Here is a 16,540-nt window from a genome sequence, read left to right on the forward strand (position 1 = left end):
GCTGACAATTTACAACTGTTAACAATTTAGCTCAATACCAACAATTAAATCTTGGTATTCTTTAGAATAAAAATTGTCTCCAATTTCTATATTAATTTCTAAAGATAAGGAAAGAGTCTGCTCTCTTATATACTCACCCCACGTATTTATTGCTCTTTTAATTTTCTCATCTTCGGTTTTGATTATTACTCTGATTCTATCGGATATATGAAAGTCAGCTTGCTTTCTGGCTTCCTGAATAAGCCTTACAACATCTCTTGCAAGCCCCTCTAGAACCAGAGCATCATCTAAGGCAGTATTCAGGATAACAATCCCTTTGTTGTCACCAAACACAGAAGAGTATTCACTGTTCGTCTTTAATAATAGCTCATATTCGTCTTTCTCTATAATGTAGCTTTCTGACTCATTGCCTAAAAATACTTGCTCATTATCAACTTGCTTCCATTTCCCCTCCTTGACATATTGAACTAGTTTCTTGACCTTGTCTGGAATTCTTTTCCCAAGCATAGGGAAGTTTAGTTTCAACTCCAATGATGCAATACCTTCAAGGCTATTTACTAATTTTAGCTCTTTCACGTTTACTTCATCTTTTATCATCTCTTGGTATTCATTCATGCTCGTTTTCATCTCGGCGTTTGACCATTTCTTCTCTTTCTGGGTCCCGGTGTCACGCATTGGGATGACAGGAGAGAATTTTGGAATAACAACAGAAAGTGGCTTACTTTCAAGAAAACTGCAGGAGGACTGATGATAAACGGTCATACTACCAAGTGGCTGTCTGACACGTATATTGAAAGTGTTTCTAATAGATAATGCAGAGTTGCATATTTCTCTTACCAAATCCATCTTGGCAATGAGTTCACTATCATACCTCTCTAACTGTGGAAAATCAGCCAAATGAACAGATATTTCTTTATACTTAAGCCCCTGCCATATAGTCTCTGTTATAAGTGGCAACAAAGGAACTGCGGCTCTTAATATGTAATAAAAAACCGTATATAGAACATTGTAAGCATCAGTTTTATCTTGGTCCAAGTTACTTTTCCAAAAACGCTCACGACTGCGACGAATATACCAATTATTTAGTACTTCAAAAAAATCTATCAGAATTTTACAAGCTTCTTGGGAATTATAGTTGCTCATAGAAGCTTGGATACTTTCCACAGCCTCAAAGCATTTGAAAATCATGTAGGAATCAATAGTACTTTTATAGTCCTTACAAACTTCAGCTTTAATTCCGTCTGCGTTTGCGTACATGGTAAAAAAGTGATAACTATTCCAAATAGGTTTCATTACGTTTTTCAGAACGTCCCGTATTGAGCTTCCTTCTTTATTAAGGAATAAATTGCCACCACAAACAATAGATCCAGAAAGCATAAGAAAACGCAGTGCATCAGAACCATATTTATCAAAAACCTCCATCGGGTCTGCATAATTATTTAAACGTTTGGATAATTTTTGTCCTTTTACATCGAGAACTACACCGTGACATATGCAGTTCTTAAATGGTTCACTGTCAAATAAAGCAGTGGATAACACAAAAAGCGTATAGAACCACCCTCTTGTTTGTGCTATATATTCAGTAATAAAATCTGCGGGGAAGTTACTCTCAAACCACTCTTTATTTTCGAACGGATAGTGAACTTGTGCAAATGGCACCGAGCCAGATTCAAACCAACAGTCAAACACGTCAGGTACACGACGCATAATCGATTTTCCTGTTGGGTCATCAGGATTTGGTCTTGTTAAAGAATCAATAAATGGTCTGTGTAAATCATTCACTTTAACATTAAAATCTCTTTCTAATTCTGCTATTGAACCATATACATCCACCCTTGGATATCTTGCATTATCTGATTTCCATATAGGAATTGGCGTACCCCAAAACCGGTTGCGAGAAATCGACCAATCATGTGCTCTTTCAAGCCACTTTCCAAATTGACCATCTCTTATGTGAGTTGGTATCCAATTAACTCTCTTATTCAGCTCAATCATTCTCTCCTTGAACTTTGTTACAGCAACGTACCAAGAAGGCATAGCGCGATAAATCAAAGGAGTGTCAGTCCTCCAGCAGTGAGGATAATTGTGTATATATTGTTCAGTTTTGAACCAATTTCCTTGCTCTTTTAACTTCTTTATTATCGCATCATTGGTATCAAAAACGTGAATTCCTGTTAAATCTGAAACTTCAGCAGTAAATCTTCCACTGTTATCAATTGGACAAATGGCTGGAATATCATGGCTTTGACATAAGTAAAAATCTTCTTCACCAAACCCAGGAGCAGTGTGTACAACACCAGTACCATCTTCTCCTGTAACATAATCAGCAATGAAAACACGAAATGCATTCTTCGTACCTTTAAAATAATTAAACAGTGGCTTATAAGAAAGACCTGCTAGGTCATCTGCTTTAAGTTTTGTATTGCAGTTTTCATATGGAATATTGTTTTGTTCACAATGACCGATAAATTTTTCCAGGTAGTCTTCAGCAAAGATATATATCTCATTATTTACTAGACTTACTTCATTGTCCTCTGTTACCGTCTCAGTGCCTTCTTCTGTCATCCCAGTTCTTGACAGTGGGATCCAGGTTTCTTTTTCTCTAGATTCCAGTGTCACGTGCTGGAATGACACTGAAGAGTGAACTGACACTGCACAATACTCAATATCTTTTCCTATCGCTAAAGCCAAGTTACTCGGCAACGTCCAAGGAGTTGTAGTCCAGGCAAGTAATTTACATTTTTGTTTAAACTGCTGTGGATTTTCTAAAAGCTCAAATGCAACAGTTACAGCTTTGCTAGTCTTTTTCCTATATGCAGTATCAAGCCTTGTTTCAAAATTAGATAACGGAGTTTCACATGCCCAACTGTATGGAACAACGCGCACCGATTCATATACCAGACCTTTATCATAAAGCTGCTTAAACGCCCATATGACCGACTCCATGAATGACCTATCCATGGTCTTATAGTCATTATGAAAATCTACCCACCTTGCCTGCCTATTTACATACTTTTCCCATTCTGATGAAAATTTCATCACAGAAGTACGGCAATAGTTATTGAATTTTTCAATGCCAAATTTTTCTATCTCAGTTCTGCCAGATATTCCAAGTTCCTTTTCTGCCCCCATCTCAGCTGGCAGCCCATGACAATCCCAACCAAATCTACGTTCAACCTTTTTTTGAAGCATAGTTTGATATCTCGCAAATGCATCCTTTATGAAGCCAGTGAGTAAGTGCCCATAATGTGGAAGTCCATTTGCAAATGGAGGTCCATCGTAAAAGACAAAACAATTATCCTTAGAACGTTTCTCAACTGACTGCTCAAAAATTTTGTTTTCCTGCCAAAATTTTATGATTTCCTTTTCTAATGATGAAAAATCAGGGCTGCTTATTGTATCAGGGTAATGCTTTGGCTTCATGTTCACTATTTAAAACTAAAAGGTATATAACTTTCTGGAAAATTACAAATTCAAAAAAACAAATTCATTCCTGTAGTTCACGCCCTAATAGGCTATTTTGCCAAGCTTCCAATATCCTTACATTCACTATCTTATCTCTACATTTATCTTCAGGATCATCAATGCACACCGATTGCATATATGGGCTTTTACCAATAATTTGGTTTTGGTGTTTACCTTTTTTATTGCTAAATAGAACAGGTATAGTTTTACCTACCATACTCTGGTTAAACTCAAGTTGTTGCTTATTAATCAACTTCTGTAAATGAAGGAGGCGTTCTGTTTTAACCTTTTCTGGTACCTGATCTTTTCTTTCTGCCCCTGGCGTACCTGGCCTTGTGCTGTATTTAAAGCTATAAGCCTGAGCATACCTAACTCTTTCCACTAATTTTATAGTCCCTTCAAAGTCTTTTTCGGTTTCTCCAGGAAAACCAACGATAAAGTCAGAGGAAAATTCGATTTTGGGTTTCAATTTGCGAAATCTTTCTATTATTTCTAAATATTCCTCTGTAGTGTATTTTCTGTTCATTGCACGCAATATCTTATTCGAACCTGACTGCACAGGCAGGTGAATAAATGGCATAAGTTTTGGTGCCTCCGCATGTGCCAAGTAAAGAGACTCATGCATATCCCTTGGGTGAGAAGTCGTATAGCGAATTCTTTCTAGTTTTTCAATTTTAGCAATATGACTAATTAATTTTCCTAAATCCCACACTTCCCCTTCGTATTCGCCATGATAAGCATTAACGTTCTGACCAAGTAAATTGATTTCTTTTGCCCCATTTGCAACTAATTTCAATGCTTCACGGAATATTTCATTTACTGGACGTGAATATTCAGCTCCGCGAGTATATGGCACCACACAAAATGTACAAAACTTATCGCAACCCTCTTGTATAGAAAGAAATGCAGAAGATCCTTGGCTATTACCATAGCATTCATCTGATAATCTATCAAACTTCATAACCTTAGGAAAATCAGTGTTTATCACATGACCTTTACTTCTGCTTGCTTTAACTATCAGCTCTGGCAGGGTAGTTATGCTCTGTGGGCCAACAACAATATCAACAAAAGGTGCTCTTCTAAATATTTCTTCTCCCTCTGCTTGTGCAACACATCCCGCTGCCACTATAGTAATTTCTTTATTTTTTCTTGATGAATGAATTTTCCCAAGCTCAGAATAAAGCTTTTCTGCTGCTTTCTCTCTAATATGACAGGTATTAAGTATTACCAAATCAGCTTTTTCTACATCATTAACAACGTTAAACCCCAAAGGTTTAATTATATTTTCCATTAAAATGGAGTCATAAACGTTCATTTGACAGCCATAAGTTTTGATATATAAGCTTTTCATGCTTTTATTATTTGGCATGTTTTTTAATCTTTTCACTCTATACGTAAATGTCTAAACACATGCACCGATATCGTTCCAGCACATGGCGCTGGTGTACTTATCACAAGTATGTATAATAGATTTTTATGGAATAATACAAAAAACTCGATTCTAGTGTCAAGCACATAGCTGTACGAATATTGTAATTTTAGTCCACCAAGGTGGTGTCATTCTAGTGCCCCTTCTTGTCATTTAAGCAGTTGACACTGGGATCTCACTTTTACACATTGGACCACAAATATTAAGAAATTTATCAAGTAAAGAAAAAAGGTAAAAGGACTCCATATAGAAGTTGCTCACTCTCTAATCCTGTAAATTGCCGTACTATGCTGTCTTAAACGTTTTATAGGTGCGTTTCGATTTGTATAGGTAAAAACCTGAAATCTAGGTAAGATTTATAAAGGCATGAGGTGTACATAGTGCAAAAGTTAAAAAATAAGAAGCCAGCCCCGTTATACTCTTGTCGTTTAATCTGTACAGGTTGAGGATAAATAAACACCTTCAATCTCATGATAAAGGATTGGTAAGGTTTATCAAGTAGTTTTTTAGCCACATTTCTATAAACTACAAGAGAAGAAATACTAGACTTTATACCTTTTGCACTCAAACTCACATAAATCATGAATTATGCATGTTTTACACGAGGGTTTTTGTGCTTTGCAAACATATCTACCATGTAAAACTAGCCAATGATGAGCATAGAGTAGGTATTTTTTTGGAACTACATTTAAAAGAGATTTCTCTGTTTTGAACACGTCTTTTTCTTTCACAAGGCCAATTTTATTGCTCACTCTAAAAACATGAGTATCAACTGCCAATGTTGGAATGCCAAGTCCCGAATTTAAAAATACATTAGCACTCTTTCTTCCAACTCCTGGCAAAGACACCAAGTCGTCAAAATTGGTAGGCACTTTACTAGTGTGCCGCTCAACTAATATTCTGCTGAGCTCAATTATGTTTTTTGCTTTGGAATTATATAAACCAATACTGCTTATGTGTTTCTTAAGCTCGCTCTGCCCAAGATTCAGCATCTTTTCTGGCGTATTAGCGATGCTAAATAGCTCTTTTGTAATTTTATTAACACTTACATCAGTTGTACGTGCAGATAGAACTATCGCAACCAGTAATGTAAAATGATTGGTATAACTTAGCTCTATTTTCGGTATAGGATTCGATTGCTTTAATTTCTCAAATATCAATTCTATTTTTTCTGAATCCATGCATAGAGCTAAAACTTATACTATACTGTAATATCCTACCATATAAATCCAATTGTTCCATGGTTATGGTACTTAGTGTTAACACCAGATACATTATGTTTACTTCATCAAAATTCCCTTTCAGCAAACTTGTTTGCCACTTCTGCAAAACACTTCCTAACAAGGGATATAATTATTGACATTAACAGTTTTCATGTACCATACTCCCCTAACAGATCAGTTTCCTTTTGTACTCTATCTTTTGGACCTTCATCAAGTAAGTCTCTTGTATGCTTTTCAGCATATATTTTACAACCTCTTGAGAAGACAGGAGCTAGCACTTCAATTAATATTGCTAATGCAAGCAGAGAACCAAGTATACCTACACCAACAGTTAATCCATTAGCAATAAAATTTGTTGTAAGTAAATAAACAGAAAAAGCAGCAATAAGATAGGTAAAAAGAGGTTTACTGCCTAGCGCAATATAGTTCATTTTGTTCATAAACCCATAAGTAGAAATTTCACTATTTCCATACTTAGCCATATAATGGCTCGCTAACTTATAAACAACGTATTCACAAACAATATTAAATGCTACTATCCACCATGACAAGTAACAGCCTACAGTAATGGTAGTTAATAGAGCTAAAGGTAAAGTGCTTTCTTTTCCGATATTTAGTAAAGCATTTTTACGCACTATAAATTCTAACGTCAAGGCCTTTTTATCCTCTTCAACTGAACTTCCACCTTTTTCTAGGGAAACAATATAATTGGATAATTGTATATCTGGCTTTACTTAACATTGATTCAGTTCTTGTGTCAACTTTTTAATTTCTATCTCTTTTTTGAAGATACCTAAACTTGGATCTTGTAAAACTTTTCCATTTAACTTATAAGCTTAATCCAGTTTTTTAGTTTTCTTCAAACAAAAGGCCTTTACTCTTTAATATAGACATTAATTTTACGTAATTTTTCCAACTGCTTCTTCTTCAGTGATATTCAATTTTTCAAATAATTTCTTTCTATAATGAAATTCACGTACTGTTGAACGCCCATCACCTTCAGCACTAACGTTAACTTTAACACAAGGATTTCCTAACTCTAAAGATTTAATATATTTTTCAGCTCTTCATAAGCCTGATAAATCTATATAAATCTATTTCCTTCTCCACCTTTATCAGAATGATCTACAAGTATCAATTTCCTATGCTGCTTCTTTAAAATTCTGCTAAGCTCTTCGTAATTCTTATCTACAACTTGCTCAGCCTTTATTTTCAATAAGCTAAACAAATCAGCTTTATCGCGAAACTACTGATTAGTTAATTTAAAATGTTCACTCACTACTATATCCTATACAAACATTACGTGCTCTTAACATAATAAATTAAATATTGCATGGAGCTAAAACTCTCAACAATAACTTAAGAAAAGAACCCTTCTTTCTCATCATACAAATACAACTTATCCATTCTCACCACATCAAAGCTATTTCTTTCAAGTTTGATTAGCAGGTTGTTTACATCAATGTTTGTGATAGTTTTCTTTTCGTTATTTGCAATAAACCTGCAAGTTACTTGGTCACTCAAAGATTTTGAGTCTCCAGGCCAGATCGCCAGCCCTTTTGAGTATATTGCTATAACCTTTGGATTACTTGACTCAAATAATTTCACTATTTGATTAAAATTGCTGGATTTGTCCCAAGCGAGCGTTATGTCGCTACCAACCAGTTTCCTAACTTTATAGTCTTGTTCACAGTTACCTTGTATTTTACTAATTTTACTACTTACACCATTGCTAATTATAAGCTCAGGCAATATTCCAGGTTTCTTTCCTATATTATCTATAACAGCCTCTGCAAACTCTTTCGTACCAACTTTCTGTTTACTCTTCTTCTCTTTATACAAATCAGCAGTGTGTATCCCATCCTCCAAAGTCTTTAGCCATGCATCGTGAACTAATTTTGCAACATCTGCCTGACCTATATAGATCAACATATGCACCGCGGCATTTAAAAGGCCAGAAGGATTAGCTATGTTTTTTCCTGCAATATTAGGAGCAGAACCATGAACTGCTTCAAACATTGCATATTCACTACCTATATTACTACTTCCAGCAAGCCCTACAGAACCTGAGGTTTGTGCTACTATGTCTGACAATATATCGCCATATAGGTTCTCAGTTACTATAACATCGAAATTTTCAGGTTCTGTGGCAACACGTGCCATTCCAATGTCAACTATATAATGTTCTGCCTTTATATCTGGATATTCTTTTGCAATAGAATCAAATGCTGTATGGAAAATGCCATCAGTCATTTTCATTATGTTATCTTTAGTTAGGCAAGTTACTTTCTTCCTATTGTGTCTTTTTGCATAATTAAAAGCGTATCTGCATATTTTCTCTGAGCCAGATCTAGTAATAATTTTAGTGCACTGGTAGGAATTACCAGTAAGCCTATGCTCTATTCCTGTATAAACGTCCTCTTCATTTTCGCGTATCACTACAATATCAAACCTATCGAATTTATTTTCTATAACAGGATGATATGAAGTGCATGGCCTGATGTTTGCATATAACCCTAGACTTTTTCTGAGTGCAACATTTAAGCTTTTGTGCCCTTTACCTTGTGAAGTTGTTGTCGGAGACTTGAGCAATACCTTTGTTCTTTCAATAGACTCCCAACCACTTGGAGAAATTCCGTAAGACCATTCCTTATTATAAACACGCTCTCCTATTTCAATAACATCTATTGAAATCTTTGCCTCTGCTTCGCGCAGCATCGACAGCACCGCTTCCATAATTTCTGGCCCGATACCGTCACCATATGCAACTGTGATTGGTGTTGACATAACTTCCCTAACTATAAGTGATTTTATATTAGTTCAAATAATAGGGCGGGTCAATATTATACAAATTAGTATATTTATAATTATTTAATAATGTGCTTTCATACTAATTATAACATCAGGAAACACGGGCAGTGCATGGATACTAAAATAAGTTATGCAAGAACTATAAGACGTATCCTTACATTTGCCATTGATTACATCTTAGCACAGGGAATAGGATTTGTCATTGGATTTACTATTCGATTACCTTAGCGCCTTCTCTATTACTCAATGTGACTGAATGATTTTAGATAAAGCAGTAATTATACAAGTAATAGGGGTAATATTGGAATTAACATTTTATGTATTTACGATAATAGAATTTGGTGGTACTCCAGAACAATTATTACTTTGCATGCGTGTAAAAGACGAGAATACACTTGAAAAATACTCTAACACAAGCAATAAACAGAACAGCAACTTTTGGAGTGTCGTATTTTATAATCTATCACACACTACTCAATATTTCTAATCTATTCATAGTTGTACCAATCTTAATTATATTATTTGCAATCTTTAGCCAGCGTAAGCAATTTCTTTACGGTAAAATTGCAAAAACAGTAGTAATAGATTATAAACTTAGTTGATATTTTTCTTTAGCTGTCGATATCACGCAAAACCCTTCAATCGTGTTTTGAACTATTGATAAGTCTATTACAATAAAGTATTATAGTCTTGTTAGCTGAACATTACTTAAGTATATGGGAATTTTGTGGACAATTCTGGGGAAGATATTAGGCAAGATTTTTCCTGCTAAAACAGTAAGCTCTTTTCTAGGAATAGGATATTTACCAGGTTGGCAGAACTATTGGTCTTCTTTTTTAATATTACTTGTTGCCGACATTACATTAATTCTCACATATGGAGGCGATTTTATACTATATAAGATGCCAAGTTCCGGCATAGTCGTGGCTGCTATTTTTATGAAGCTGGCGGTAGTTATGTTAATACTGCAATTAGTTGGAATATCTATTTTTCACGCCCAGGACCCTTCAGCAAGCAGTGATGAAAACATAGTAATACAAATAGCGTCAGGACAGGTACTGACTGTTGCACTTTCAATGCCAGCAATAATGTCAATTTATTATACTGTGAGTAACCTCTATGGAAATGTATGCAAGCAGATACTTCAATGTCCGTTTTGGTTTAATGATTTCATGCACTTATTCTTCTTTTTTATAATACCTTATATATTTTTTAACTTTGTAGAAGTGATAAAACCTTGGCCAATAGGTTCAATACAGCTCAGTTATAACAATGCAATATCAATCACATTTGAAGGGATTTTCCATACCTTTTATGCGGTAATTTTGCTATATTTAACTGCATTTATATTCTGCGACCTCATTATGCATAATGCAATTATCCTAAACAAGAGCATAATTCAGTATATGAAAGAAAGTTCAGCGGTTTTAGGCGACTATTTACATAACACTGTTAAAAAAATAAGTATTGAATAGTACTTATTTGTTTATATATTCAGTATAAAAAGTGTGTAGTTTGCGTGAATCTACAAAGCATAATAAAAGAATTACAAGATTTTTGGATTGGTGAAGGATGTACCATACTCCACCCATATACGTCTGAAGTTGGGGCTGGAACATTGCATCCTGCAACAATCATGTCAGCAATTGACGTAAAACCAACAAAAATTGCATATCTACAACCAGTAGTTAGGCCAGCAGATGGACGCTATGGTGACAATCCTAATCGCTTATATCAACATCATCAATACCAGGTTATAATAAAGCCATCTGGTAATAATTTGCAAGATGTCTATTTAAGTAGCTTGAGGGCTCTTGGCATATCCACAGAAAAATATGATATTAAGTTTATCGAAGATGATTGGGAGAATCCAAGTGTTGGCGCATCAGGCCTTGGGTGGGAGGTGACATGCAACGGAATGGAAGTAACACAACTTACTTATATACAGCAAATAGGAAGTATTAATTGCAGAATAATCCCTGGTGAAGTGGCGTACGGGTTGGAACGTTTAGCAATGTGCATACAAGGTGTAAATAATGTTTATGATATAATATGGAATGACAATGGTATAACTTACGGAGATATTTTTAAGCAAAGAGAGTATGAACTTTCTTATCTGGCATTAGACTATTATAATACCGAAGTAGTACAACAGCAATTTGAAGATACAGAAAAACTGTGTAAATTTCTTATCGAAAAAGAGTTACCGGTAGCAGCTTATGACCAATGTGTTAAAACTAGTCATCTGCTTAATCTGCTCGATGCAAGAGGTATACTTGGCGTAAATGAACGCACAGCATATATTGGTAGAGTGAGAGAGCTGACAAAAAAATGTTGTGAGTTATATATGAGTAAGTAACATATGTCATCACAATTATTGTTTGAATGCCTTTCAGAAGAAATACCATCAAGAATGCAGAACTCAGCTGCAGCTCAAGTTAAGAATTATATCACTAATGCTTTCAATAAAAATAATGTGAAATTTGCATCTATAGAAGTTTTTATAACGGCACGTCGCATCACTCTTTTTGTTGACAATATAAGCATTTCTGGGCTAAAAGGTTCTAACGATGAAATTAAAGGACCAAATGTCAACGCATCAAAAAGTGCCATCGAAGGTTTTTTAAGGAAGAATAAAAAAAGTGAAACAGATCTACTTGTTCGCAAGGTGAATAATGTAGACTTTTACTACCTTAAAAAGGACGTTTACTCATTTAACATCAAAGAATTCCTCAAAAGTCAACTAGAGGAAATGCTCAAAAATTTCTCTTGGCCAAAAAGTATGAGGTGGAGTGAAAGAAAAGAAAGATGGGTTAGGCCAATTAAGAATATTTTATGTACTTTAAATAACGAGATAATACCTATATCTTTTGCAGGGATAACAGTATGCAACATAACATATGGCCATAGGTTTCTCTCAAGTGGCACAGCATTAACTGTTAAAACACCTAAAGACTACTTTGAATTGCTAGAGAAAAACAACGTAATCCTTCAGCCGGGCAAAAGAAAGCAATTTATATTGGATCAGATTAACAAATTTACGAAGGAGCAGAATTTACAACTTGAAAAAAATGATTATTTACTAAATGAACTGACAGGACTTATAGAGTGGCCAATCGTATTATTTGGTGAAGTGAACCAAGAGAAATTATTGGGGTTACCAAAGGAAGTAATTCTTAGCATAATTAATACACAGCAAAAGTACCTTGCTTTGAGCAATGGACAGAAAATTTCACATTTTATTACTGTTGTGAATGTTAACAATGATGAAGTTGTTAAAGGACACGCAAGAATATTGGAAGCGCGTCTTGCTGACGCCCAATTTTTGATATCTCAGGACAAAAAGGAAAATCTGGATTATTATGTCAAAAAATTAGATTCTATATTATTCCATGCTTCTCTTGGTAGTGTTGGAGAAAAAGTAAAGCGCATTATAACTTTATCAAAGTACATAGCAATATATGTTCCACGTGTTTCACTAATTAAAATTGGGCGTGCCGCATATTTAGCAAAAGCTGATCTAGCAACATTGATAGTAAAAGAATTTCCAGAATTGCAAGGAATAATGGGTGGATATTATGCTTCTTATTTCCAAGAAGATAGGGAGATAGTAGAAGCTATAACTGAACATTATAAGCCAATTGGGCCAGAGCAAGAGTGCCCTAAGTCTTCTGCCGCAATTGTTATGTCCATTGCTGATAAGATAGATAGTTTGGTTGGTTTAATTGCAGCAGGTGAAAAGATTTCCGGCTCGTATGATCAGTTTGGTTTACGGAGAATGGCAATAGGTATAATTAGAATGATACTTGAAAATAATTTGCACATTCCGATCAGGCTATTGATAGATAAATCAGTATCTTTATACCCCAAGCTTGTATTTACTAAAGATGTAACGTCAGTTGATCACCCCCATAAGTTAAGTAGAGCAGAACTGGTGCTTAAGTTTTGCTTAGAAAGATTCAGGGTTATTTTAAAAAACAGAGATATAAGGCAAGATATTGTAGATTCAATATTGTGTAAAGATGATATTAATGATCTGCTCACAGCAGAAAGGCAAACTGTTATATTGGATCGTTACCTTAATACGCCTGAAGGCAAGCAGATCCTGAGCACTTATAAAAGGGTCAGTAACATAGTTAACAAAGCAGAAAAAAATGATAATACTGCTTACAGTGCACCCTATAATAAGAAGTTTTTAATTGAAAGCGAAGAAATGGTATTATCAGATTATGCTATAACTGCTTGTAGAAACATTAAACAAGCAATGCAAAGTGGCAACTTTAACGCAGCGCTTGATGAGCTTATCCGTTTTACCCCATTTATTAATCAATTTATGAACAGTGTAAAGATCAACTGCGATTCTGATAAGCTAAGAAGAAATAGATTGTCTTTGCTTGCTAATGTAGCTTCCACGTTTCATTTAGTAGCATGTTTTAACCTTATACAAGTTAAACAATGGGCTATGTCATAAATATTCAAGCAATAAAGAAACAAATCGAGTTATCTCCACAATCTTGTGGTGTGTATCAAATGATTGGAGATAAGGACAAAGTTTTATATGTTGGAAAGGCAAAAAACTTAAAATCAAGGTTATCTAACTACCTTCGATACGAAAATCTTTCTGAACGAACTAAATTTATGCTCTCGCAAGTTATTAAGGTTGAAGTACTCGTCACTGAAAATGAAATAGATGCACTACTTCTTGAAGCACGACTAATCAAATCATTGAAGCCACCTTACAATATTATATTCAAGGATGGAAGATCTTATCCTTATATAGTGATTTCCAAGCACAATTACCCAAGAATAGCGCAATATAGAGGAAAATTCAAAAAAGGTGAATTTCACTATTATGGTCCCTTTATATCTGTCGCTGCTGTTAAGCAAACTATGTTGTCATTGCAAAAAACTTTTCTTTTGAGAGTATGTTCAGATCAATATTTTGCCTCAACAAAAAGGCCATGTATTGAATATCAAATTAAGCGCTGCTCAGCACCATGCGTTGGTAAAATTACAAAAGATGATTACTGTCAATCAGTAAAACAAACACGAGACACGTTGCTTGGAAGGAATGAGAAAGTGAAAAAACAGTTATCCTCTACAATGGAAAAGTGTAGCAAAGAAGAGAACTATGAGCTTGCTGCTATATATAGAGATCGGTTAAAATTCCTTGAACAAATTCAAATGCAGTCAATGGATTTTTCTTTTGAAAAAGATGCAGATTTTTTCGGCATTGCACGTAAAGAGGATCTGGCGTGTATTGGTGTGTTATCATTCAGAAATAAAGATAACTATGGAAGCACTCCTTACTTTGTCGAAAACTGTAGTGATCATCCAGATGATGAAATTTTATCCACCTTTTTAATCAAATTGTATAATTCAGCTAACATACCTCCAGCACAAATTTATGTTTCTGACTTTGTTACGGGTAAGGAAATTATAGAGCAAGCACTGCATAATGTTACTCACAAACCAATAAAAGCCTTGCATGCAAAAAGTAAAAAAGAACATAATTTGTTAAAATTTGTTTATGATAACTCACAGCGTAGCCTAGAGCAAAAGCTCACTGATTATAAAAACAACCTAGAAAAATTTGAAGAGCTTAGCAAAATTTTCCTGTTACCCAATATTCCAAAACGTGTCGAAGTTTATGATAATAGCCATACATCTGGAAATCAACAAGTTGGTGTCATGGTTGTTGCAGGAAAGGAAGGTTTTTTAAAAAGTGAATACAGAAAATTTACTATCAAAGGAGAAATTTTAGGAGATGACTATGAAATGATGAGGGAAGTGCTAACCAGACGTTTCTCCAACAATACAAAGGACGTGGTTCCTGATTTTCTACTGATTGACGGTGGTCCAGGGCATATTTCCGTAGTGCAGAATGTGTTGAACACATTAAATATAAATGTTCCTTTTGCTTGTATGGCAAAAGGCTCTTACCGCAATGCAGGGAATGAGAGATTTTATATGCCAAACAGAGAGGATTTTACTTTGAAAAATGATAGCAAAGTCATGCTTTACCTACAATCGCTACGCAACGAAGCTCATCGTTTTGCAATAACCTCGCACAGAAAAAAACGTGATAAGCAGTTTTTTGTTTCACCGTTAAGCAAAATAACCAGCATCGGTGATAAAAGAAAAAATGCGTTGATGTCTCATTTTGGTTCGGTAGAAAACATAAGCAAAGCTTCTCTAGCTGAAATTCAAAATGTAGCTAGAATTAGTAAGGAGTTAGCAGAAGTTATCCTTAAACACGTAGATAATAAAGAATAGATGCAGAGGTGTAGTTAAGATACAAGCGAAAAGACTTTAAATTTTTGCCTCAAACCACATTGCACCTTATTGAGCCCATCTCATTTTAAGAACCTGTTTATAATCTTTTGAGGAGCGAGATAATGAAAGCAACAGTTTTTAGGGTTTATATTGAGTCAAAACTCCTGTGATAACGTTATATATTTTGACTTCATCCATTTTGGGTAAGGTTAGACAAACTTTTTTATTTGAAACGCTATGTTATGGGATCAAGGCTAACCTTAATTCTCTTTGACTAATTTCTTTATTACACTACGTCTGTCTATCCAATGCAATTGGTCAAGCTCTGACTTAACACTAGGGGAAAACCTCTTTAAGCTGTTTGTGATACACTAGCCAACTCCCGTTGTACTGCTTCCTGATTTTTTATCTTTTCCTTTTGCTTTTTAACCTTCTCCAAATCTTGCTCTCTCTTTTTTATTATCCACTCAAACTCTCCCTTGTTTATATATCCCCTTTATTATAACTGTAAGTGAGCCTTTCAATACTTTGACTTAATCTCCTCTCTTCCTACTCAAGATTATGTTTTGTGATATAGCCATCAATGAGTATCTCAATATCTCTATTCAATCTACCTTTCTGTTTTTCAAACGCTTTATCCAGTGGCTTTTTATGCTCTGGAATTCTATGTTAGTACTCCTTTATAATTCTATTTGGCTCTTTTAATAAGTTTTCCACTTCTTCCCAGATAGGAGTTTCCAATATTTCTGCACGAATTGGCTTACCACTACATCTTCTGATTTCACTATAACAATAATAAAGGTTAGGAGCACTACAACAATAGTAGCTTCTTTTAATATCGCCACTTTTTACACTGCGATAGGTACATCTACAACGCCAACATATAACCAATCCTTGAAGTAAAGACGTTCCTTTACCCTTCCGTACTCTTGCTCTTTCCCTATTTCAGCTAGTTGTTCTTGTACTGCATCAAATAATTTTTCTCCAATTATATTTGGTATTGTTATATTAATCCAACTTTCTCGGTCATTATGATAGACGGAATAGCTTTTTTTGCGCATTTCCTACTCCACTTCTTTTTTTATTGGACCTAACTTTGTTTTACCAAACGCTGCTTGCCCTTTGTATGTGAGATCCCTCAAGATTCTATTAATTGCACTTTGATGCCAATCTCTTTTGCCCTTTGGTATAATAATACACATCTTTTTCAGTCGTTGTACAGCTTCTCTTAAAGTCGCTCTTTCTTGATCTACTCACGCAAACAGTTTGCGCACTATTTCGGCTTCCTCTTAATTAACTTCAAACCTTGCCTCTCCCCTCACTATATACTTTATAT

At 34.9% G+C, this 16,540-nt stretch carries 13 protein-coding genes and 1 pseudogene; 5 read left to right on the plus strand and 9 right to left on the minus strand.

The window, feature by feature from the left end:
• Window positions 1–18 precede the first annotated feature (18 nt).
• From WBM_RS02145 to icd, 6 genes are all read right to left on the minus strand, one after another.
• Window positions 19–3,423 (minus strand): class I tRNA ligase family protein, encoded by a 3,405-nt coding sequence (locus tag WBM_RS02145; RefSeq protein ID WP_011256561.1) that lies wholly within the window; start codon window positions 3,421–3,423, stop codon window positions 19–21.
• Window positions 3,424–3,487: 64 nt separating this feature from the next.
• Window positions 3,488–4,816, minus strand: coding sequence for a tRNA (N6-isopentenyl adenosine(37)-C2)-methylthiotransferase MiaB (gene miaB / locus WBM_RS02150; RefSeq protein WP_041571560.1), 1,329 nt, complete (start codon window positions 4,814–4,816; stop codon window positions 3,488–3,490).
• A 620-nt stretch (window positions 4,817–5,436) separates the two neighbouring features.
• Complete coding sequence (nth, locus tag WBM_RS02155; protein ID WP_011256563.1) at window positions 5,437–6,075, minus strand: endonuclease III; 639 nt, start codon at window positions 6,073–6,075, stop codon at window positions 5,437–5,439.
• Between the two features lie 191 nt (window positions 6,076–6,266).
• On the minus strand, window positions 6,267–6,770 hold the full coding sequence (locus tag WBM_RS05395; protein ID WP_011256564.1) for a hypothetical protein: 504 nt from the start codon (window positions 6,768–6,770) through the stop codon (window positions 6,267–6,269).
• A 431-nt stretch (window positions 6,771–7,201) separates the two neighbouring features.
• On the minus strand, window positions 7,202–7,345 hold the full coding sequence (locus tag WBM_RS05730; RefSeq protein ID WP_158676327.1) for a hypothetical protein: 144 nt from the start codon (window positions 7,343–7,345) through the stop codon (window positions 7,202–7,204).
• Between the two features lie 131 nt (window positions 7,346–7,476).
• The gene (gene icd / locus WBM_RS02165) at window positions 7,477–8,904 is read right to left on the minus strand and encodes an isocitrate dehydrogenase (protein WP_011256565.1); all 1,428 of its coding nucleotides are present in this window, start codon (window positions 8,902–8,904) and stop codon (window positions 7,477–7,479) included.
• Between the two features lie 280 nt (window positions 8,905–9,184).
• Here icd and WBM_RS02170 point away from each other — a divergent pair, with 280 nt between their 5' ends.
• The 5 genes from WBM_RS02170 (at window position 9,185) to uvrC (ending at window position 15,204) form a co-directional block, all read left to right on the plus strand.
• Window positions 9,185–9,415, plus strand: coding sequence for a hypothetical protein (locus tag WBM_RS02170; protein ID WP_011256566.1), 231 nt, complete (start codon window positions 9,185–9,187; stop codon window positions 9,413–9,415).
• A gap of 229 nt (window positions 9,416–9,644) precedes the next feature.
• The gene (locus WBM_RS02175; RefSeq protein WP_011256567.1) at window positions 9,645–10,403 is read left to right on the plus strand and encodes a hypothetical protein; all 759 of its coding nucleotides are present in this window, start codon (window positions 9,645–9,647) and stop codon (window positions 10,401–10,403) included.
• 44 nt (window positions 10,404–10,447) lie between these two features.
• Window positions 10,448–11,287, plus strand: coding sequence for a glycine--tRNA ligase subunit alpha (locus WBM_RS02180; protein WP_011256568.1), 840 nt, complete (start codon window positions 10,448–10,450; stop codon window positions 11,285–11,287).
• A gap of 3 nt (window positions 11,288–11,290) precedes the next feature.
• The gene (gene glyS / locus WBM_RS02185; RefSeq protein ID WP_011256569.1) at window positions 11,291–13,399 is read left to right on the plus strand and encodes a glycine--tRNA ligase subunit beta; all 2,109 of its coding nucleotides are present in this window, start codon (window positions 11,291–11,293) and stop codon (window positions 13,397–13,399) included.
• Window positions 13,384–15,204 carry an excinuclease ABC subunit UvrC gene (gene uvrC, locus WBM_RS02190; protein WP_011256570.1) on the plus strand — a complete coding sequence of 607 codons (1,821 nt, stop codon included), beginning with the start codon at window positions 13,384–13,386 and terminating at the stop codon, window positions 15,202–15,204. Before glyS ends, uvrC begins: the two co-directional genes overlap by 16 nt.
• 669 nt (window positions 15,205–15,873) lie before the next feature.
• Here uvrC and WBM_RS06930 read toward each other — a convergent pair.
• The 3 genes and pseudogenes from WBM_RS06930 to WBM_RS05405 all read right to left on the minus strand — a co-directional run.
• Window positions 15,874–16,095, minus strand: a complete 222-nt coding sequence (locus WBM_RS06930) for a recombinase zinc beta ribbon domain-containing protein (protein WP_083750415.1) — start codon at window positions 16,093–16,095, stop codon at window positions 15,874–15,876.
• A complete protein-coding gene (locus WBM_RS05735; protein WP_041571451.1) occupies window positions 16,053–16,265 on the minus strand; it encodes a hypothetical protein in 213 nt (70 codons plus the stop codon). The genes WBM_RS06930 and WBM_RS05735 overlap by 43 nt, the downstream gene beginning before the upstream one ends.
• Before the next feature lie 3 nt (window positions 16,266–16,268).
• A pseudogene (locus tag WBM_RS05405) lies at window positions 16,269–16,433 on the minus strand (recombinase family protein); the annotation flags it as partial.
• Window positions 16,434–16,540: the final 107 nt, after the last annotated feature.

Origin of the sequence: Wolbachia endosymbiont strain TRS of Brugia malayi, assembly GCF_000008385.1 — a bacterium.
In the GTDB taxonomy this organism is placed as follows: Bacteria; Pseudomonadota; Alphaproteobacteria; order Rickettsiales; family Anaplasmataceae; genus Wolbachia.

Bases quoted from the DNA above. Each gene is read 5' to 3' on its own strand.
- nth (WP_011256563.1), bottom strand. From the start codon at position 6,075: ATGGATTCAGAAAAAATAGAATTGATATTTGAGAAATTAAAGCAATCG.
- icd (WP_011256565.1), bottom strand. From the start codon at position 8,904: ATGTCAACACCAATCACAGTTGCATATGGTGACGGTATCGGGCCAGAA.
- glyS (WP_011256569.1), top strand. From the start codon at position 11,291: ATGTCATCACAATTATTGTTTGAATGCCTTTCAGAAGAAATACCATCA.
- WBM_RS05735 (WP_041571451.1), bottom strand. From the start codon at position 16,265: ATGCGCAAAAAAAGCTATTCCGTCTATCATAATGACCGAGAAAGTTGG.
- miaB (WP_041571560.1), bottom strand. From the start codon at position 4,816: ATGAAAAGCTTATATATCAAAACTTATGGCTGTCAAATGAACGTTTAT.
- uvrC (WP_011256570.1), top strand. From the start codon at position 13,384: ATGGGCTATGTCATAAATATTCAAGCAATAAAGAAACAAATCGAGTTA.
- WBM_RS02175 (WP_011256567.1), top strand. From the start codon at position 9,645: ATGGGAATTTTGTGGACAATTCTGGGGAAGATATTAGGCAAGATTTTT.
- WBM_RS02145 (WP_011256561.1), bottom strand. From the start codon at position 3,423: ATGAAGCCAAAGCATTACCCTGATACAATAAGCAGCCCTGATTTTTCA.
- WBM_RS02170 (WP_011256566.1), top strand. From the start codon at position 9,185: ATGATTTTAGATAAAGCAGTAATTATACAAGTAATAGGGGTAATATTG.